The sequence below is a fragment of the Streptomyces corchorusii genome (assembly GCF_001514055.1).
Taxonomy (GTDB): Bacteria; Actinomycetota; Actinomycetes; order Streptomycetales; family Streptomycetaceae; genus Streptomyces; species Streptomyces olivaceoviridis.
Genome location: NZ_KQ948352.1, coordinates 584,330 through 602,824 on the forward strand (window position 1 = coordinate 584,330; position 18,495 = coordinate 602,824).

The window sequence follows — 18,495 nt, forward strand, 5'->3', positions numbered from 1 at the left end:
GCAAGAAAATTGCCTCAGGGGCAAGACTGGGGCTGAAATGGAGGCATGAACGCCTCAGACGCCGCGCCGGCGGCGGGCCCGGCTCCGGACGACGGCCTGCCCGCCGTCGCGCCGCAGCTCCGCGCCCTGCGCCGGCGCGCCGGCCTCACGCTGGAGGCCGCGGCCCGCGCGGCCGGGCTCTCCCCGGCCCACCTCTCCCGGCTGGAGACCGGGCAGCGTCAGCCGTCGCTGCCGATGCTGCTCGCGCTCGCCCGTATCTACAGTACGACCGTCTCCGAGCTCCTCGGCGAGACGGTCGCCGACCGGGACGCGATCGTACGGGCCGCCGACATGGAGCCGACCCACGCGGGCGGGTGGACGTACGTCCAGGCCGGGGCGCCCGGCCGCGGCATGCAGGCCCTGCGGGTGCGGGTGCCGTACGGCTCGCAGGGCGACATCGTGCGCGTCCACCCCGGCGAGGAGTGGCTCTACGTCCTCAAGGGGCGCCTGCGCCTGCGTCTGGGCGACACCGCGCACCTGCTGGGGCCCGGTGACAGCGCGCACTTCGACTCGCTCACCCCGCACCGCCTCGCCGCCGAGGACCACGACGGCGTGGAGCTGCTGTTCGTCCACACCCTGCTGCAAAGCCCCACGGCCACGCTGTGCCTGGGCCCGTTGACCGGAGAGCTGCCATGAGCAACTTCGAGGAGAAGTTCCCCCGATCCCTGTGGATCCGGCTGATCATCTACATCGCCCTCGGGCACGTCCTGGCCGCGTTCCTCTACCTGCTGTTCGCGGTGGGCGGCAAGGGCTGACGCCGCGGGGCGCGTGACAGGGCGCGCCGACGCCCGAGGCATCCGGCCTGGTCACCGCCCACCGGCCCGTCGCCCCGCCCCGCGCGGCCGACCCGTCGCGGGAGCCGGCCGGTGACGGGTGCCCGGTGACCTCTGGACCGAGGACCGCACGTGCCTGCTGTGCGGCGACCACGACCTGTGGGCCACCAAGGTGGCGGCTCCGCCCCGCTCGTCGAGGCGCTGCCGCGCGACGCCGGGTCGAGGCGGTCCGCCTGCCCTGGGCTCCCTGAACGGGTCCCGTCAGTCCAGCAGGCGGGCGCGCAGGCGCTCGCGCGAGTCGGGGGAGAAGCCGAGGCCCCGCACCAGGTAGGTGTCGATGTCGCCCCAGGTCTCCTCGATGCTCGCGAAGGCCGCCTCCAGGTACTCGGTGCGGGCGTCGAAGAGCGGGTTGAGGAGCTCCATCACCTCGGGGGTGTACGCGGTGTCCGCGCTGCCGCTGCGGCGGACCTTGTAGCGGCGGTGCGCGGCGCCCGACTCCAGGTAGTCGGCGACGATCGCGTCCCGCTCCACCCCGAGAGCGAGGAGCGTGACTGCCATGGAGATGCCCGCGCGGTCCTTGCCGGCCGCGCAGTGCATCAGCGCGGGCACGCTGTCGTCGGCCAGCGCGTGCAGCACGCGCGTGTGCTCGGCGGTGCGCTCCGTGACGATCTTCCGGTAGGAAGCGATCATCCGGGCCGCGCCCTTGCCGTCGTCCAGGATCGCGCGCAGCTGGTCGAGGTCGCCTTCGCGGACCATCTTCCAGAACTCGGCGCCGTCCGCCGGGTCGCTCAGCGGCAGGTTCACGTTCCGCACGCCGGGCAGCTCGACATCCGGGCCCTCCAGCTTCTGGTCGGCCGCGTTGCGGAAGTCGAAGATCGTGTGCAGGCCCAGGGAGGCGAGGAAGGCCGCGTCCTCCTGTGTCGCGTGCGCCAGGTGCCCGCTGCGGAACAGCACGCCGTACCGCACCCGCCGCCCGTCCGTGGTCGGCAGCCCGCCCACGTCACGGAAATTGCGCACTCCGGCCAGCTCCGGCTCGATCGACGGCACCTGCTGCGTCACGGGGGCTCCTCCCGATCGGTCCCCGCCGTCGCGGCTCGTCGGCGGGCGCTCCGTCGACCATACGGCATCGATTTCCTCGGGCAATGAGTTGTCCACAGGCATTGTCAGAGGGGTCCGCGGCCCTTGATGATGTTGGCACTTGAGCGGATCTGTTGGCACCTGTGAGGTCTCGATGCTGGACATCGCCGAAAACGGTCGTACGTGGCTCCTGTCGGGCCCCGGCAGCAGCTATGCCCTGCATCTCACCGACGCGGACGAGCTGCTCCATCTGCACTGGGGGCCACGGATCGCCCTCGCCGACGCCGAGGCGCTCGCGGTGAGCCCGCTGCCCGGCTACTGGGCCTTCGAGTCCCCGCTCGACGGCCGGGAGGAGTACCCGGTCGAGGGCGGCCCCCGCTTCGTCCGCCCCGCCCTGTCCGTGCGCACCGAGGAGCGGCGCGGCACCGAGTGGCGCTTCGTGGCGTACGACACCACGCAGGACGACGAGCTGCGGCTGCGCTTCGACGACGACGGCGTGGCGATCACCCTGCACTACCGGATGCGCGACGATGTCGTGGAGCGCTGGGTCACCGTCGAGAACGGCGGCCACGCGCGCGTGGAGCTGCTGCGGGCCGACGCGGCCACCTGGACCCTGCCCGACCGTGAGGGCTGGCGGCTGTCCCAGCTGCACGGCCGCTGGGCCGCCGAGTCCCGGCTCACCACCGGCCCCCTCACCTACGGCGAGAAGGTCATCGGCAGCCGTCGCGGCCACACCGGCCACCAGCACCTGCCCTGGGTGGCCCTCGACACCGACGCCACCGAGGAGCGCGGCGAGGTCTACGGCTGCGCGCTCGGCTGGTCCGGCTCCTGGCGCATCGCCGTCGCCCAGCTCCCGGACGCGCGCGTGCAGATCACCGGCGGCGCCGGTTACGACGACTCGGGCCTGCTGCTCCTCGCGCCCGGGGAGTCGTACACCACCCCGGTCTTCGCGGGGCTGTGGAGCGACGGCGGCTTCGGCGGCGCGAGCCGCGCCTGGCACGCCTACCAGCGGGCGTACGTCATCCCGGACGCCGAGCGGGACCGGCCCGTGCTGTTCAACTCCTGGGAGGCCACCTTCTTCGACATCTCCGAGGAGCAGCAGCTCGCGCTCGCCCGCCGGGCCGCCGAGATCGGGATCGAGCTGTTCGTCGTGGACGACGGCTGGTTCGGCGCCCGCACCAGCGACCGCGCCGGCCTCGGCGACTGGACGCCCAACCCCGGCCGCTTCCCGCGCGGCCTCAAGCCTCTCGCCGACCAGGTGCACGGGCTCGGCATGCAGTTCGGCATCTGGGTCGAGCCCGAGATGGTCAACCCGGACAGCGACCTGTACCGGGCCCACCCGGACTGGGTCCAGTACCAGCCGGGGCGGAAGCGGACGGAACTGCGCAATCAGCTCGTGCTCAACCTCGCGCGCGAGGACGTCCAGGACTACCTGTGGGAGCAGTTGGACGTCCTGCTGTCCAGCGCCCCCATCGACTATGTGAAGTGGGACTTCAACCGCTGCTTCACCGACGCCGGCTGGCCCGGGGAGCCGTACCCGCAGCGCCTGTGGGTGGACCACGTCCGCGCCCTGTACGCCCTGCTGGACCGGCTGCGGGCCGCGCACCCCGGGGTCGCCTTCGAGTCCTGCTCGGGCGGCGGCGGCCGGATCGACCTCGGCGTGCTCGGACGCACCGACCAGGTGTGGACCTCCGACAACACCGACCCGCTCGACCGGCTCGCCATCCAGCACGGCTTCACGCAGATCCACCCCGCGCGCGTGATGGCGGCCTGGGTCACCGACAGCCCGAACACCCAGCTCAACGGGCGGGTCAGCTCGCTGCGCTTCCGGTTCGTCAGCGCCATGGCGGGCGTGCTCGGGGTCGGCGGCGACCTGACGGAGTGGAGCGCGCAGGAGCTGGCCGAGGCCCGGCGGTGGGTGGAGCTGTACAAGGAGATCCGCCCGGTCGTGCAGCACGGAGAGCTGTACCGGCTGCGGCCTCCGGCAGGGGGCCTGAGCGCCGTGCAGTACGTCCGCGGCGAGGAGGCCGTCGTCCTCGCCTGGCTACAGGCCCAGAGCTACGGCGAGCCGGTGCCGGCGCTGCGGCTGCGCGGACTCGACCCGACGGCGTCGTACGAATGCCGTGAAACGGGTGAGGTGCACCGAGGCGCCGTACTGCTGCACCACGGACTGCGCACCGGCCTCAAGGGCGACCTGGACGCCACGGTCATCCGGCTGCGCCGTATCTGACCCTTCGGAGGCCGGACCCGTGATCCCCGGGTCCGGCTTCGGTGTACCGTGCAGCCTTTATTCCTGGCTTTGCGAACTATTTAAGAGTGGCTCATCTCACCGTTCGTCAAGTCCTGCCTACGGTCGCGTAGGTCACATCCGAAGGTGAATCATGGTCCGATGTGGCAGACGATTCGAAGAATGACAGCAGATCAGTGATCGGGTCGTACGTGGCGGTGGGGGACAGCTTCACCGAGGGCGTCGGCGACCCCGGCCCCGACGGGGCGTTCGTGGGCTGGGCCGACCGGTTCGCGGTGCTCCTCGCCGACCGGCGTCCCGAGGGCGACTTCCAGTACACCAACCTCGCCGTGCGCGGAAAGCTGCTGGACCAGATCGTGGCCGACCAGGTGCCGCAGGCCATCGCCCTGGCCCCGGACCTGATCTCCTTCTGCGCGGGCGGCAACGACATCATCCGCCCCGGCACCGACCCCGACGAGGTGGCCGAGCGCTTCGAACGCGCCGTCGCCCGGCTGACGGAGGCCGCCGCCACGGTGATGGTGACGACCGGCTTCGACACCCGTGGCGTCCCCGTCCTCAAGCACCTCCGCGGCAAGATCGCCACCTACAACGGGCACGTCCGTGCCATCGCCGACCGGTACGGCTGCCCCGTCCTCGACCTGTGGTCCCTCAAGTCCGTGCAGGACCGCAGGGCCTGGGACAACGACCGGCTGCACCTCTCGCCCGAGGGACACACGCGCGTGGCGCTGCGCGCGGGACAGGCCCTCGGCCTGGACGTCCCGGCCGACCCGGAGCAGCCGTGGCCGCCGCTGCCGCCCCGGGGAACGCTGGAGGTCCGCCGCGACGACGTCCAGTGGGCCCGCGAGTACCTCGTCCCCTGGATCGGCCGCCGGCTGCGCGGCGAGTCCTCGGGCGACCACGTGACCGCCAAGGGCACGCTGTCACCGGACGACATCAAGATGCGGATCGCTTCGGTGGCCTGACCCGCCGACCCACCGCCCTGCCACAGCCCGTGCCGGACAGGGAGAGCGCCGGCGGCCCCGACCGGCCTTCGAGGCCGGGACGCCGCCGGTGGCGGTGTCCCGTCGGGGCGGCCGTGCCGGGCCGGCGGGATGCGGCGCTCGTCGAGGCGCGTACGTCCATCGCGGCACCGGTCCCGCGCGGCCCGGCAGCGCTGTCGCCGGGTCCGCGGTGTGCGGGGTCCGGTCGCGCCGGCGGTTCCGGGGGCGCGCGTCAGCGCTGCCGGTCGGCCAACGCCTCCCGCTCCAGGCCCAGTTCGCGAGCGAGGGCGTCGTCCACCCACTCCTGCGCCCGGGACCGGGGCACCGCGCCCGGGTACGACGTCAGCTGGACCGCCAGCCCGTCCAGCAGCGCGGTCAGCCGCAGTGCCGTGCCGGCCGGGTCCGCACAGGCGAACTCACCGGCCGCCACGCCCTCCGCGATGACGCGCGCGATCGCCGCCTTCCACTGTGCGTCCAGCTCCCGGGTGACCTCCCGCAGGGCGGGCTCGCGCAGGGACACGGCCCAGCCCTCGATCCACAGCCGCCAGCCCTTGGCCTGCCCGGTCGGCGCGTACCAGCGCACCGCCGCCCGCAGCCGGCGCAGCGCGGTGGTCCGCCGGCCCAGCAGCTTGCGCAGGCGCGCGAGGTCGTCCTCGGCCGCGTAGGTGAACGCGGCGGCGACCAGCTTCTCCTTCGTGGAGAAGTGGTACAGCACCAGCGCGTTGCTCACCCCCAGGGCCGCGGCCACGTCGGCGATCCTGACCGCCGCCACGCCCCGCGCCTCGATCTGCTCGATGGCTGCCCGCAGCAGCTCCTCCCGCCGCTCGGCCACGCTCAACCGCACTCTCGCCACGCGGTCACCCTAGTCGTTGACCTCGACGCCGCCGAAGCCGTCGCGCGGCAGGCCCGTCACCGGTACCAGCCGAACCGTTCCGCGATCACCGGCAACCGGTCGGCCACCAGGGCGTGCGCGGCCACGCGCGGCGTCGTGCCGTCGGCCTCCGCACGGTCCAGCACCCGCCCGGTCAGGGCGCGCATCGAGCGCCGGATGTGACCGAACGCCTCGTCGGCGTCCGCGCCGATGTCGCCGAACAGGGTCCACCACCACCAGGCGTTCGTCGCGGAGTTGACCACAACGTCCGGCAGCACCGTCACCCCGCGCGCGGTCAGCGGCGCCTCCGCCTCGGGCACGACGGGCATGTTGGCGGCCTCGACGATCCAACGGGCCCGGACGCCCTCCTGGTTCGCACGGTCGACGGCGTACGACACGGCGGCCGGCACCAGCACCTCCGCCTCCGCGGACAGCCAGGCGTCGCCGGGCAGTTCGCGGTCGCCGGGGCGCAGCGCGCCGCGGTCCACGGTGCCGTAGCCGTCCCGCGCCGCCAGCAGCGCCTCGACGTCGAGCCCCGCAGGGTTGGCGATCGTGCCCTTGACGTCGGCGACGGCCACGACCGTCAGGCCCGCGCGCGCGAGGAAGCGCGCGGTGGCCCCGCCCATCGTGCCGAGCCCCTGCACGGCGACCCGGGTGCCGGAATAGGGCACCGCCGCCCGGTCCAGGGCCGTCAGCACCGACTCGGCGACCCCGCAGCCGCCCGCCAACTCGTCCAGCCCGATGCCGTCCACCTCCACCGCGAAGGCGTCCGCGAGCCGCTCGCGGGCCGTCGCCTCGTCGTCCAGCAGCGGGTAGACCGCCTGGATCGAGGAGACCAGGCCCGCCTCGGCCGCCGCGCGGTCCACCAGGTCCTGGGTGAGCCCCAGGTCCTCGCCGGTGGTCCAGCAGCTCTCGACGTACGGCCGCATGGCGCGCAGATAGCGGACGAGGAGCCCGTACGCCTCCGGGTCGCGGGGATCGCAGTCGATGCCGCCCTTGGCACCGCCGAGCGGGATGTAGCGGCCCTCGGGGCTGTAGTGCAGGGCCTCCTTCATCGTCATGCCGCGGGCGAGCCCGGCCACCTCCTCCAGCGTGCAGCCGGGCCGCATCCGCAGTCCGCCGCTCGCCACGCCCCGCACCAGCCGGTCCACGACCAGGAAGCCTTGGCGGCCGGTGACGTGATCGGTCCAGACGAGTGACAGCAAGGGGCTGGTCATGGGGGCGGCCATAAAGGTTTCCTCGGGGGAGCGATGAGGCGATCAACTGAACGGCGAGTCAGTATCCGGAGCCGGTCCGGAGCCTGTCAACGCGCTGAACGGTTCGTCAGTAGCGGCCGGACGCACCCCTCCGTGGCCCGGCCGCCGACGGGGCCGACCATAATGGGGGCCTCACCCACTCCACCGGGAGGTACCGTGACCGGTCTGCGTTCCGCGAGCTCCGGGCTCCGCGCGCTGCGGCCCGCTGCGTTCGGAGCGGACCCGGGGGGTGAGCGCATGGCACGCATCCGCCGCTCGCCGCATTTCAAGGACGGCGTCTTCCAGAACCCCGGCGGCCCCGCCCGCACCCGGCCCTCGGGTTCCTCGCTGGACCTCGCGAAGGTGTTCCTGGACAAGGACACCCGGCCGCTGCGCGCCCCCAAGGGCACCGTCCCGGTGCATCCCACGACCTTCGCCGACCTGGCCAAGCCGCCCGCCACCGGACTGCGGCTGACCTGGATGGGGCACTCCAGCGTGCTCGCCGAGATCGACGGCCACCGGATCCTGTTCGACCCCGTCTGGGGCGAGCGCTGCTCCCCGTTCCCCTTCGCCGGGCCCAAGCGGCTCCACCCGGTGCCGCTGCCGCTGGCCGCGCTCGGCCCGGTCGACGCCGTCGTCATCTCGCACGACCACTACGACCACCTGGACCTGCCCACCATCAAGGCGCTGGCCGGCACGGACACCCTGTTCGCCGTGCCGCTCGGCGTGGGGGCCCACCTCGAACACTGGGGCGTCCGCCCGGACCGGCTGCGCGAACTCGACTGGCACGAGTCCACCCGGGTCGGCGGCCTCACCCTCACCGCCACCCCGGCCCGCCACTTCTGCGGCCGGGGCCTGCGCAACACCCAGCACACCCTCTGGGCGTCCTGGGTCGTCGCCGGCGAGGAGCACCGGATCTACCACAGCGGCGACACCGGCTACTTCGACGGCTTCAAGGACATCGGCGCCGCGCACGGCCCGTTCGACGCCACGATGATCCAGATCGGGGCGTACAGCGAGTTCTGGCCCGACATCCACATGACCCCCGAGGAGGGCCTGCGCGCCCACCTCGACCTCCAGGGCGGCGCGCCGCACGGCGTCCTGCTGCCCATCCACTGGGGCACCTTCAACCTCGCCCCGCACCCCTGGGCCGAGCCGGGGGAGTGGACGAAGGAGGCCGCCGAGGAGGCCGGCCAGGCGGTGGCCCTGCCCCGGCCGGGCGAGCCCTTCGAGGCCGCCGGCAAGCTGCCGGCCGAGGCGTGGTGGCGGAGCGCGTCGGGGGACGTGCGGCGCACCTGGCGCTCGGTGGGGGCATTCGTCGCGGAGCCGCCCGCGCGCGACACGCGCGCCTGAGTCGACGGGCGGAGCGGCCCCGGCTCCGCCGATAAATCGTACGATCTTGAAGGAAATGTAAGGTCCGCGCGGCGTTCGCGAAGTGTGGCCACGGCAGAGCACGCCGAACCGGAGGTGCGGCGGCGCCTGAGCCGCCCCGTGGGGTGCTCGCCGCGGCCGTCGCCCTCGCCGACCGGTAAGGGCCGGCGGCCCTTCCCTGCGCCGCCTGGCGGCGGACCCGGGCGTGGAGCCGATGGCGCTCTACCGGTATCGCGCGGGCGTTCGCCGGTGTGGTGCACGCCCACTCCGAAGTGCTGCCGGTGCTGGCCGCCCGCCCGCTCGCCGTGCCCGTGGCCCGGCGCCCCGAACCTTAGTCTCCTGGACCCCTGGCCCGGTCAAGGCCAAAGCGAACACGTTGAGTGAGCGGTCCGGGGTGGGTGGCTGGGTGGAGGGGGCTCCGCGGTTCGCCGTGGAGGCGGCGCCGGGAGTGTTCCCCCCGTGCGCGTGCGCCGCGCGGAGGGGGTGCGGCGGGGGGTGGTGATCGGCCGACCGTTCCGTTCCTGACCGCTTGTGACCAGGCCGGATCGCTCATGAATCGAATCGGCCCGGTGTCGAACAGCGGTCATCGGACCTTCGTACGACGCCTCATACCAGAGCGGGACGCTGCTCGGGTGACTTTGTCAACTGCCCACCGCACATGATGCTCAGGCAACTACTGTGAGTGTCCGCCGGGCGACGCACGGCCGGGTGCACCGGTCCCGCCGGTCGGCAGCGATGACGCACGCCCGCATCGACGCATGCCCGCACCGCGCACCGCACGAGGACACAGGCCCGACGGACCAGTACGAGGACGCAGATGTCTCACCTCCGAGCACCGGCCGCCCGCGCCGAGCGCCGCGAGGGCGGCCGGCACGGGCGACCGGTCGCCCGACCCGCTCCCGCACTGCCCGAAACACACATACGGCCCCAGCTGATGCGGCTCGCCGTCCTGCCGCCCCTCGCGGTCGCGCTCAGCGCCACCGCCGCGGTGCTCTTCAGCATCCGCTCCACCGGCGCACGCACCGGCCCCCTCCTGTGGGCCGTGCTCGCCGGGTCGGTCACCGTGGCGGTCGCCGGCATCCTGATCGCGGCCGTGGCCGCCGACCGCGCCGCCCGCTCGGTCGCCGACCGCGTCGACGCGCTGCGCCGCACCGCCGCGCGCGGCGAGGCCGACCTGCACGCCCTGGTCGACGCGCTGCGGCAGGGCGAGCAGCCGCCGCAGCCCGGCCCGCGCCGCCGACCGCCCGCCGACGCCGACGACTTCGAACTGCTCGCCGCCGATCTGGCGCGCGCGTACGACGGCGCCGTCACCGCCGTCGTACGGGCCGCCCAGCTCTCCAGCCAGACCGGCAGCCAGCAGAAGCTGGAGGTGTTCGTCAACCTCGCGCGGCGGCTCCAGTCCCTGGTGCACCGGGAGATCTCGATCCTCGACGACCTGGAGAACGAGATCGAGGACCCCGATCTGCTCAAGGGGCTCTTCCACGTCGACCATCTGGCCACCCGCATCCGCCGGCACGCCGAGAACCTGGCCGTGCTCGGCGGCGCGGTCTCCCGGCGGCAGTGGAGCAACCCCGTCAGCATGACCGAGGTGCTGCGCTCCGCCATCGCCGAGGTCGAGCAGTACTCCCGGGTCAGACTGGTGCCGCCCATCGCCGGCGAACTGCGCGGCCACGCCGTCGCCGACGTCATCCACCTGCTCGCCGAACTCATCGAGAACGCCACGGTGTTCTCCGCCCCGCAGACCCAGGTGCTGCTCCGCGCCAACCTCGTCACCTCCGGCCTCGCCGTGGAGGTCGAGGACCGGGGGCTCGGCATGCCCGTCGCCGAGCAGGAGCGGATGAACGCCGTGCTCGCCGACCCCGACCAGGTCAACGTCGCGAGCCTGCTGGCCGACGGCCGTATCGGGCTCTACGTCGTCTCCCAGATCGCCCGCCGGCACAGCATCCACGTGCGGTTGCAGACCAACATCTACGGCGGGGTGCAGGCCGTCCTCGTCGTGCCGCAGGCCCTGCTGGGCAACGCGCCGGGCGTGCCCGGCGCGGGCGCGGGGACCGCCGTACCGCAGGCGCAGGCGCAGCCGTCGGGGGAGGCCGGGGCGTCGCAGGACGTGCGGCCGGCGGCGCCCGTGCCGCCGCCCGCACTGGCCCCAGGTGCCGGGAACGGTGCCGGAGCCGGGAGTGCCGGCGGCGGGCGCGACGCCGCTTCGGGCGGCGGGGACCGGGCCGGCGAGGCGGCCGAGGCCGGGACGGGCGGCGGCCAGTCCGCGGCCACCGGGCGGCGGAGGCACGCCCAGCGGGGACCGGGGCGGCCTGGGACGGAGAGCGGCGCGCGCGGGCGGCACGGAGGCGCCCCGGCCCCGCTTCCCGTGCGCGGTGCCCAAGAGGCACGGCCCACCCCCGCCGAGGCCGTGCCGGGCATCGGCGCCGAGGACCGGGCGGCGGTGGAAGCGCACACGGGCGTCCTGCCCACCCCGCGCGTCGGCCCGGTCCGCGGCACCATGGACAAGCCCCGATTGCCCCGTCGACGTGCCCAGGAGCACATCGCGCCCCAGTTGCGCGGCGGCCCGCTGCCCCGCCAGGAGAGCGACACCGTCGCCGGCCACGACCCCGGCCTGATGGCCGCCTTCCAGCGCGGCATCGGACTGGCCGAGGCCCAGCAGAGCCTGGAGTCCGAGCAGCAGGAGGAGCCGGCGTACGAGAAGTACGAGAAGTCGGCGTACGAGGAGCCGGCGTACGGGGACACGTCGTACGGGCACATGGGTTCGGCCCATATGGATGCCGGACACAGGGCGGACGCGCACCTGCCGGTGTCCGCACCGGGGTCGGCCGAGCCGACGCGCGCACGCCCCGAGCACGGCGATGCGGATGACACGGGGTCGCAGCACAGGGGCCAGGAGCACCCGGGCCGGAGGCACATGGGGCCGGACCACACGGGTGCGGACCATCCGGCCCAGGGCCACGCAAGTTCGGAGCACAGGGGCCCGGACCGGGCGGCCCAGGGCTACACGGGTGCGCACCACATGGGGCCGGGCCATATGCCCACAGACCACACAGCCCAGCCCCCCACCACTCCGGGCCCCACCACCTCGGGCCCCACCGCGCCGCAGCACCCGGCGCCGGACCCCCTGTCCCCGGCCCCCATACCCCAGGCGCACGCCCACGCGCCCGCAGGCGACGGCGGTCGCGGCACCGGCCGGACCGAGGGGAGCCCTCCGGCCGGATGACCGCCTCCGCCCCCGCACCCGTACGTCGTACCCCCACCTCCACCCCCAGCGCTCCCGCTGGTCCTCGTACCCCAAGGAGTCGATCCACCATGGCGAGCGATGCGCCGACCGCCCACGCATCCGACCTCGACTGGCTGCTGAGCGGCCTCGTGCAGCGCGTACCGCACACCACCAGCGCGGTGCTCCTGTCCTGCGACGGACTGGTGAAGTCCGTGCACGGCCTGGACGCCGACAGCGCCGACCACATGGCGGCCCTGGCCTCCGGCCTGTACTCCCTCGGCCGCAGCGCGGGCGTCCGGTTCGGCGACGGCGGGGACGTCCGCCAGGTCGTCGTCGAACTCGACGCGACCCTGCTGTTCGTCACCACCGCCGGCTCCGGCACCTGCCTCGCCGTGCTGGCGGGCCGCGAGGCCGACGCCGCGGTGCTCGGCTACGAGATGGCGATGCTGGTCAAGAGCGTCCGCCCCTACCTGGTCACCGCGCCCCGGCAGCACGCCGTCGAAACCACGGCGACGAGGCCCTGAGCGTGGCCGCAGCCGGCGACGGGCCCTGGCTGGACGACGCGGCCGGACGGCTCGTGCGGCCGTTCACGGTCAGCAACGGCCGCACCGAACCCAGCATCGCCCTCGACCTGATGTCGCAGGTGATGGCCACCGGCGTCACCCCGCTCGGCTACCTCGGCCCCGAGCACGCGCAGGCGCTCGACCTGTGCCGCGCGCCCGTCTCGGTCGCCGAGGTCGCCGCCCAGCTCACACTGCCCGCCGTGGTCACCAAGGTGCTGCTCTCGGACCTGGTCGACTGCGGCGCGCTGACCACCAAGCCGCCCGTCTACCACCACACTCCCACTGACCGGTCTCTGCTGGAGGCAGTGCTCGATGGACTACGACGACAGCTCTGACCCGTTCCCGACCGCGCTCAAGATCCTGGTGGCGGGCGGGTTCGGCGTCGGCAAGACCACCTTCGTGGGCGCCGTCAGCGAGATCGCGCCGCTCAGCACGGAGGAGCTGCTCACCACGGTCAGTGTCGGCACGGACAGTCTCGACGGCGTCGAGAACAAGATGGAGACCACGGTCGCCATGGACTTCGGCCGGATCACCCTCGATCCGCACCATGTGCTGTACCTGTTCGGCACGCCGGGGCAGGAGCGGTTCTGGTTCATGTGGGACGAGCTGTCCGAGGGCGCGCTCGGCGCGGTCGTCCTCGCCGACACCCGGCGCCTCCAGGACTGCTTCGCCGCCGTCGACTTCTTCGAGGAACGCGGGCTCGCCTTCATCGTCGCCCTCAACGAGTTCGACGGCTGCCACCGCTACGACCCCGAGGAGGTGCGGGCCGCCATCGACCTCGACCCGGAGATCCCCGTGGTCCGCTGCGACGCGCGGATCTCCAGCTCCGGCGTCCAGACCCTGCTCGTGCTCGTCCGCCACCTCCTCGCCCACGCCCCGGCGACCGCGCCCAGCCACGGCGCCCACATGTGATCCCGCCCTACCGCCCACGGAGCCCCTATATGAGGTACGCCCACAGCGACGGAGCCCGGCCATGAGCTACGAGCCGCCCCGGCCGGTCCGGGGCCTGCTGCTCACCCCCGAGGACAAGGAGGCCCCCGCCCGTGTCCACCGGCTGCGCCGGCTCGGCCTGGCGGACCGGCCCGATCCCGCGCTCGACGCCTTCGCCGGCCACCTCGCGCAGCTCACCGGCGCGCTCTACGCCATGGTCAACTTCATCGGCGAGGAGCACCAGTTCTTCGCGGGCCTGAGCGCCCCGGCCACCTCCCCGGTCGTACGGGACGACGGCACCAGGGCCGGGATCGGCCGGGTGCTGCCGCGCGACCATGGTTTCTGCCCCCATGTGGTGGTCCGCCGCAAGGCTCTCGTCCTGGAGGACGTCGGCGACTACCCGCGCTTCGCGTGCAATCCGGTCGTCGACGGGTACGGCATCCGCTCCTACCTCGGCGCCCCGCTCATCGACAGCTCCGGCATGGCGCTCGGCACCGTGTGCGCGGCCGACACAGCGCCCCGCGCGTGGGGCAGGCAGGGCTTGGAGACCATCAAGGCGCTCGCCGCCGATCTCGTCGTACGCCTCGAACGGAGTAGGGAGGACGGACTTCCTCTCTGACGCCGAGGACACCCGCGCGGGGCGGCGCGACGGGCGTTTTCGGGGGGCGTGTAGGAAAGCTGAGGCGCCGGTTAAGAAAAGCTCGATGGACCCCGGGTCCCGCGTGCGGCAGATTGCAGCGTGATTCCACCCCTCTGACCCGGTGCGGGCCCCTTCGGCGTGCCCGCGGGCCGGGCCTCACACTCAGGAGCCGTAGCGTTGAAGGCGCTGGTCAAGGAGAAGGCGGAGCCGGGACTCTGGCTGACGGACGTCCCGGAGCCCGCCATCGGCCCCGGTGACGTCCTGATCAAGGTCATGCGGACCGGTATCTGCGGCACCGATCTGCACATCCGGTCCTGGGACGGCTGGGCCCGGCAGACGATCCGGACCCCGCTCGTGCTGGGCCACGAGTTCGTCGGGCAGGTCGTCGAGACCGGGCGGGACGTGACCGACATCCGCATCGGCGACCGGGTCAGCGGCGAGGGCCACCTGGTGTGCGGCAAGTGCCGCAACTGCCTGGCCGGCCGCCGCCACCTGTGCCGGGCCACCGTCGGCCTCGGCGTCGGCCGCGACGGCGCGTTCGCCGAGTACGTCGCCCTGCCCGCGTCCAACGTCTGGGTGCACCGCGTCCCCGTCGACCTCGACGTCGCCGCGATCTTCGACCCGTTCGGCAACGCCGTGCACACCGCGCTCTCCTTCCCGCTGGTCGGCGAGGACGTGCTGATCACCGGCGCGGGCCCGATCGGCCTGATGGCCGCCGCCGTGGCACGGCACGCGGGCGCCCGCAACGTCGTCGTCACCGACGTCAGCGAGGAGCGCCTGGAGATCGCCCGCAAGATAGGGGTGAGCCTGGCCCTGAACGTGGCCGAGTCCACCATCGCCGACGGACAGCGCGAACTGGGGCTGCGCGAGGGCTTCGACATCGGCCTGGAGATGTCCGGCCGGCCCGAGGCCATGCGCGACATGATCGCGAACATGACGCACGGCGGCCGGATCGCCATGCTCGGCCTGCCCGCCGAGGAGTTCCCGGTGGACTGGGCCCGGATCGTCACCTCGATGATCACCATCAAGGGCATCTACGGCCGTGAGATGTTCGAGACCTGGTACGCGATGTCGGTGCTGCTGGAGGGCGGCCTGGACCTCGCCCCCGTGATCACCGGCCGCTACGACTACCGCGACTTCGAGGCGGCCTTCGCCGACGCCGCGAGCGGCAAGGGCGGCAAGGTCATCCTGGACTGGACCGCGTAACCCCCTTCCCCCGCAAGCACCTTCAGGTATTTCAGGAGCACCCTCATGTTCGACACCGTCCGCGACGACCTGCGCGCCACCCTCGACGAGATCCGCGCCGCCGGCCTGCACAAGCCCGAGCGGGTCATCGGCACCCCGCAGTCCGCGACCGTGAACGTCACCGCCGGTGGCCGCCCCGGCGAGGTCCTCAACTTCTGCGCCAACAACTACCTCGGCCTCGCCGACCACCCCGACGTGATCGCCGCCGCCCACGAGGCCCTGGACCGCTGGGGCTACGGCATGGCCTCCGTCCGCTTCATCTGCGGCACCCAGGAGGTGCACAAGGAGCTGGAGGCCCGGCTGTCGGCGTTCCTCGGCCAGGAGGACACGATCCTGTACTCCTCCTGCTTCGACGCCAACGGCGGTGTCTTCGAGACCCTGCTAGGCGAGGAGGACGCGGTGATCTCCGACGCCCTCAACCACGCCTCCATCATCGACGGCATCCGGCTGTCCAAGGCCCGCCGCTTCCGCTACGCCAACCGCGACCTCGCGGACCTGGAGGCCAAGCTCAAGGAGGCGTCCGACGCCCGGCGCCGCCTGATCGTCACCGACGGCGTGTTCTCCATGGACGGCTACGTGGCGCCCCTGGCGGAGATCTGCGACCTCGCCGACCGCTACGACGCGATGGTCATGGTCGACGACTCGCACGCCGTCGGCTTCGTCGGCCCGACCGGCCGCGGCACCCCCGAACTGCACGGCGTCATGGACCGCGTCGACATCATCACCGGAACCCTCGGCAAGGCCCTCGGCGGCGCCTCCGGCGGTTACGTCGCCGCCCGCGCCGAGATCGTCGCCCTGCTGCGCCAGCGCTCCCGCCCCTACCTGTTCTCCAACACGCTCGCCCCGGTGATCGCGGCAGCCTCCCTGAAGGTCCTCGACCTGCTGGAGTCCGCCGACGACCTGCGCGTCCGGCTCGCCGAGAACACCGCGCTGTTCCGCCGCCGGATGACCGAGGAGGGCTTCGACATCCTCCCCGGCGACCACGCCATCGCCCCCGTCATGATCGGTGACGCGGCCGAGGCGGCCCGGATGGCCGAGCTGCTGCTGGAGCGCGGGGTCTACGTGATCGGGTTCTCCTACCCGGTCGTGCCGCAGGGCCAGGCCCGCATCCGCGTCCAGCTGTCCGCCGCGCACTCCACGGCCGACGTCAACCGCGCGGTCGACGCGTTCGTCGCGGCGCGCGCCGAGCTGGCGGCCTGACCAGGGCGGACGCCCTGGGATAATGGGGGCATGATCGAGGCGCGGCGGCTCCACATCCTCCGTGCGGTGGCCGACCACCGCACGGTCACCGCGGCTGCCGCCGCGCTCTACCTGACCCCCTCCGCCGTCTCCCAGCAGCTGACGGCCCTGGAGCAGGAGACCGGCCACCGCCTGGTCGAGCGCGGCGCCAAGGGCGTACGGCTCACCCCGGCGGGCGAGATCCTGCTCAGCCACACCAACGCGGTCCTCGCCCAGCTGGAGCGGGCCGAGGCCGAGCTGGCCGCCTACGGCTCGGGCGAGGCGGGCACGGTCACCGTGGCCGCCTTCGCGACCGGCATCGCCCAGGTCGTGGCCCCGGCCGTGGCCCGCCTCGCCCATCACGCGCCCGGCATAAGGATCCGTGTGCAGGACGCGGAGGGCGACGCCAGCCTGCCGATGGTCCTGGACCGGCAGGTCGACGTCGCGGTCGCCGTCGAGTACCGGGGCGCGCCGTCCGCCGACGACCCGCGCCTGACCCATGTCCCGCTCTACGCCGAGCCGTTCGACGCGGTCGTACCCCTCGGGCACCGCCTGGCGGACGCCCCCGAGGTCCCCCTCGCCGAACTGGCCAAGGACCCCTGGATCGGGCCGTACCCCGGCAACCCCTGCCACGACGTGGTCGTCCTCGCCTGTGAGAGCGCCGGCTTCCAGCCGCGCCTGGAACACTCCTCCGACGACTTCCGGGCCGTCGTCGCGCTCGCCTCGGCCGACGTGGGCGTGGCCCTCGTCCCGCGCTCCGCGCTGCGCGGCATGGACCTCACCGGCGTGGTCGTCCGGCCCGTCGACGGTGTCGCCCCGACCCGCCGGGTCTTCGCCGCCGTCCGCCGGGGCGCCGAGGGACACCCGCTGATCCGCCCGGTACTGGAGGCGCTCGGCGAGGCGGCGCAGGCGTGAGGTGTCCGTAACAGGGGCGTCTCATATGGGGGATAGCGTCCCGGATATGAGACGCGAAGACGCTGTCGATCTCCTCATCGGCGCCCGGCTCGCCGAACTGCGCGCCCAGCACGGCTGGTCCCTCGGCGAGCTGGCGGAGCGCAGCGGGGTCAGCCGGTCCACCCTGTCGCGCGCCGAACGCGCGGAGACCAGCCCCACCGCCGCCCTCCTGAACCGGCTCTGCCACGTCTACGGCCGCACCATGTCCCAGCTGCTCAGCGAGGTCGAGGCGGCACCGGCCCCGCTGGTCCGGGCCGCCGACCAGCAGGTGTGGCAGGACCGCGCCTCCGGCTTCGTCCGCCGGTCCGTGTCCCCGCCGCACACCGGACTGCGCGGCGAACTGGTCGAGGGCCGGCTCGCCCCGGGTGCGGACATCGCCTACGACCGCCCGCCCCTGCCCGGCCTGGAACAGCACCTCTGGCTGCTGGAGGGAGCCCTGGAGGTGACCGCAGGGGACCGGGTGCACCGGCTCGCCGCGGGGGACTGCCTGCGGATGCGGGTGACCGGCGCGACCCGCTTCCGCTGCGCCGGTCCGGACGAGGCGCGGTACGTGCTGGCGGTGGTACGGCCATGAGCGCTCGCGGGGACGCGGCGACGAGGGTGGAGCGCTGGGACGGCACCCGAGTGCGCGACCGGGCCGACGACTTGGCGGCGCTGCTGGCCGACACCGTGGCCTCGGGCGCCTCCGTCGGCTTCCTCGCGCCGCTCGGCCACGCGCAGGCGGTCGCCTGGTGGCGGGAGCGGGCGGAGGCCACGGCGGCGGGACGGCTCGCCGTCTGGGCGGCCCTGGACCCCAGGGACCGGGTGACGGGCACGGTCGGCCTGGCCTACCCCGACAAGCCGAACAGCCGGCACCGCGCGGAGCTGGTCAAGCTGATGGTGCACCGCTGCGCGCGCGGACAGGGCCTCGGCCGCCGGCTCCTCACCACCGCCGAACAGGCCGCCGCGGCCGACGGTCGCACCCTGCTCCATCTCGACACGGAGACGGGCAGCCCCGCCGAGGAGCTGTACCGCTCGGCCGGCTGGACCAGGGCCGGGACCATCCCCGACTACGCGGCGAGCCCGGCGGGCGTGTTGCGGCCGACGACGCTGTACTACAAGCGGCTCGGAGGATGACGGTCGGCGGGG

At 73.6% G+C, this 18,495-nt stretch carries 18 protein-coding genes; 15 read left to right on the forward strand and 3 right to left on the reverse strand.

Features of this window, described 5'->3' with window-relative positions; all coding sequences use genetic code 11:
* Positions 1–45 precede the first annotated feature (45 nt).
* Both AQJ11_RS06725 and AQJ11_RS06730 read left to right on the forward strand, forming a co-directional pair.
* Positions 46–675: a helix-turn-helix domain-containing protein gene (locus AQJ11_RS06725; protein ID WP_059262197.1), complete on the forward strand. Its 630-nt coding sequence runs from the start codon at positions 46–48 to the stop codon at positions 673–675.
* Positions 672–794: a DUF6126 family protein gene (locus tag AQJ11_RS06730; RefSeq protein ID WP_014676213.1), complete on the forward strand. Its 123-nt coding sequence runs from the start codon at positions 672–674 to the stop codon at positions 792–794. Before AQJ11_RS06725 ends, AQJ11_RS06730 begins: the two co-directional genes overlap by 4 nt.
* Positions 795–1,073: 279 nt before the next feature.
* On the opposite strand, the gene AQJ11_RS06735 is transcribed toward AQJ11_RS06730, so the two are convergent.
* A complete protein-coding gene (locus AQJ11_RS06735; RefSeq protein ID WP_014676214.1) occupies positions 1,074–1,871 on the reverse strand; it encodes a tyrosine-protein phosphatase in 798 nt (265 codons plus the stop codon).
* Between the two features lie 172 nt (positions 1,872–2,043).
* Here AQJ11_RS06735 and AQJ11_RS06740 point away from each other — a divergent pair, with 172 nt between their 5' ends.
* A complete protein-coding gene (locus AQJ11_RS06740; RefSeq protein WP_059262198.1) occupies positions 2,044–4,119 on the forward strand; it encodes an alpha-galactosidase in 2,076 nt (691 codons plus the stop codon).
* A gap of 194 nt (positions 4,120–4,313) precedes the next feature.
* Positions 4,314–5,099 carry an SGNH/GDSL hydrolase family protein gene (locus AQJ11_RS06745; RefSeq protein WP_059262199.1) on the forward strand — a complete coding sequence of 262 codons (786 nt, stop codon included), beginning with the start codon at positions 4,314–4,316 and terminating at the stop codon, positions 5,097–5,099.
* A gap of 250 nt (positions 5,100–5,349) precedes the next feature.
* Here AQJ11_RS06745 and AQJ11_RS06750 read toward each other — a convergent pair whose 3' ends face one another.
* Both AQJ11_RS06750 and AQJ11_RS06755 read right to left on the reverse strand, forming a co-directional pair.
* A complete protein-coding gene (locus AQJ11_RS06750) occupies positions 5,350–5,970 on the reverse strand; it encodes a TetR/AcrR family transcriptional regulator (protein ID WP_107120794.1) in 621 nt (206 codons plus the stop codon).
* Between the two features lie 56 nt (positions 5,971–6,026).
* Positions 6,027–7,205 (reverse strand): glutamate dehydrogenase, encoded by a 1,179-nt coding sequence (locus AQJ11_RS06755; RefSeq protein WP_059262285.1) that lies wholly within the window; start codon positions 7,203–7,205, stop codon positions 6,027–6,029.
* Between the two features lie 162 nt (positions 7,206–7,367).
* On the opposite strand from AQJ11_RS06755, the gene AQJ11_RS06760 reads away from it, so the two are divergent.
* The 11 genes from AQJ11_RS06760 to AQJ11_RS06810 all read left to right on the forward strand — a co-directional run bounded on the left by AQJ11_RS06760 (position 7,368) and on the right by AQJ11_RS06810 (position 18,483).
* A complete protein-coding gene (locus AQJ11_RS06760) occupies positions 7,368–8,576 on the forward strand; it encodes an MBL fold metallo-hydrolase (protein WP_398780083.1) in 1,209 nt (402 codons plus the stop codon).
* Positions 8,577–9,411: 835 nt separating this feature from the next.
* The gene (locus AQJ11_RS06765; protein ID WP_244218131.1) at positions 9,412–11,817 is read left to right on the forward strand and encodes an ATP-binding protein; all 2,406 of its coding nucleotides are present in this window, start codon (positions 9,412–9,414) and stop codon (positions 11,815–11,817) included.
* An 89-nt stretch (positions 11,818–11,906) separates the two neighbouring features.
* Positions 11,907–12,341: a roadblock/LC7 domain-containing protein gene (locus AQJ11_RS06770; protein WP_059262202.1), complete on the forward strand. Its 435-nt coding sequence runs from the start codon at positions 11,907–11,909 to the stop codon at positions 12,339–12,341.
* Between the two features lie 2 nt (positions 12,342–12,343).
* A complete protein-coding gene (locus AQJ11_RS06775) occupies positions 12,344–12,715 on the forward strand; it encodes a DUF742 domain-containing protein (RefSeq protein WP_014676223.1) in 372 nt (123 codons plus the stop codon).
* The gene (locus AQJ11_RS06780; protein WP_014676224.1) at positions 12,693–13,292 is read left to right on the forward strand and encodes a GTP-binding protein; all 600 of its coding nucleotides are present in this window, start codon (positions 12,693–12,695) and stop codon (positions 13,290–13,292) included. The genes AQJ11_RS06775 and AQJ11_RS06780 overlap by 23 nt, the downstream gene beginning before the upstream one ends.
* Positions 13,293–13,353: 61 nt before the next feature.
* On the forward strand, positions 13,354–13,929 hold the full coding sequence (locus tag AQJ11_RS06785; protein WP_058082838.1) for a GAF domain-containing protein: 576 nt from the start codon (positions 13,354–13,356) through the stop codon (positions 13,927–13,929).
* 198 nt (positions 13,930–14,127) lie between these two features.
* Entirely contained in the window at positions 14,128–15,156 is a 1,029-nt protein-coding gene (gene tdh, locus AQJ11_RS06790) for an L-threonine 3-dehydrogenase (protein WP_014676226.1), read from the forward strand.
* A 45-nt stretch (positions 15,157–15,201) separates the two neighbouring features.
* A complete protein-coding gene (locus tag AQJ11_RS06795) occupies positions 15,202–16,395 on the forward strand; it encodes a glycine C-acetyltransferase (RefSeq protein WP_014676227.1) in 1,194 nt (397 codons plus the stop codon).
* 30 nt (positions 16,396–16,425) lie between these two features.
* Positions 16,426–17,328 carry a LysR family transcriptional regulator gene (locus tag AQJ11_RS06800; RefSeq protein ID WP_014676228.1) on the forward strand — a complete coding sequence of 301 codons (903 nt, stop codon included), beginning with the start codon at positions 16,426–16,428 and terminating at the stop codon, positions 17,326–17,328.
* Positions 17,329–17,374: 46 nt separating this feature from the next.
* Complete coding sequence (locus tag AQJ11_RS06805; RefSeq protein WP_059262203.1) at positions 17,375–17,941, forward strand: helix-turn-helix domain-containing protein; 567 nt, start codon at positions 17,375–17,377, stop codon at positions 17,939–17,941.
* Complete coding sequence (locus AQJ11_RS06810) at positions 17,938–18,483, forward strand: GNAT family N-acetyltransferase (protein ID WP_244218132.1); 546 nt, start codon at positions 17,938–17,940, stop codon at positions 18,481–18,483. The genes AQJ11_RS06805 and AQJ11_RS06810 overlap by 4 nt, the downstream gene beginning before the upstream one ends.
* Positions 18,484–18,495 lie beyond the last annotated feature (12 nt).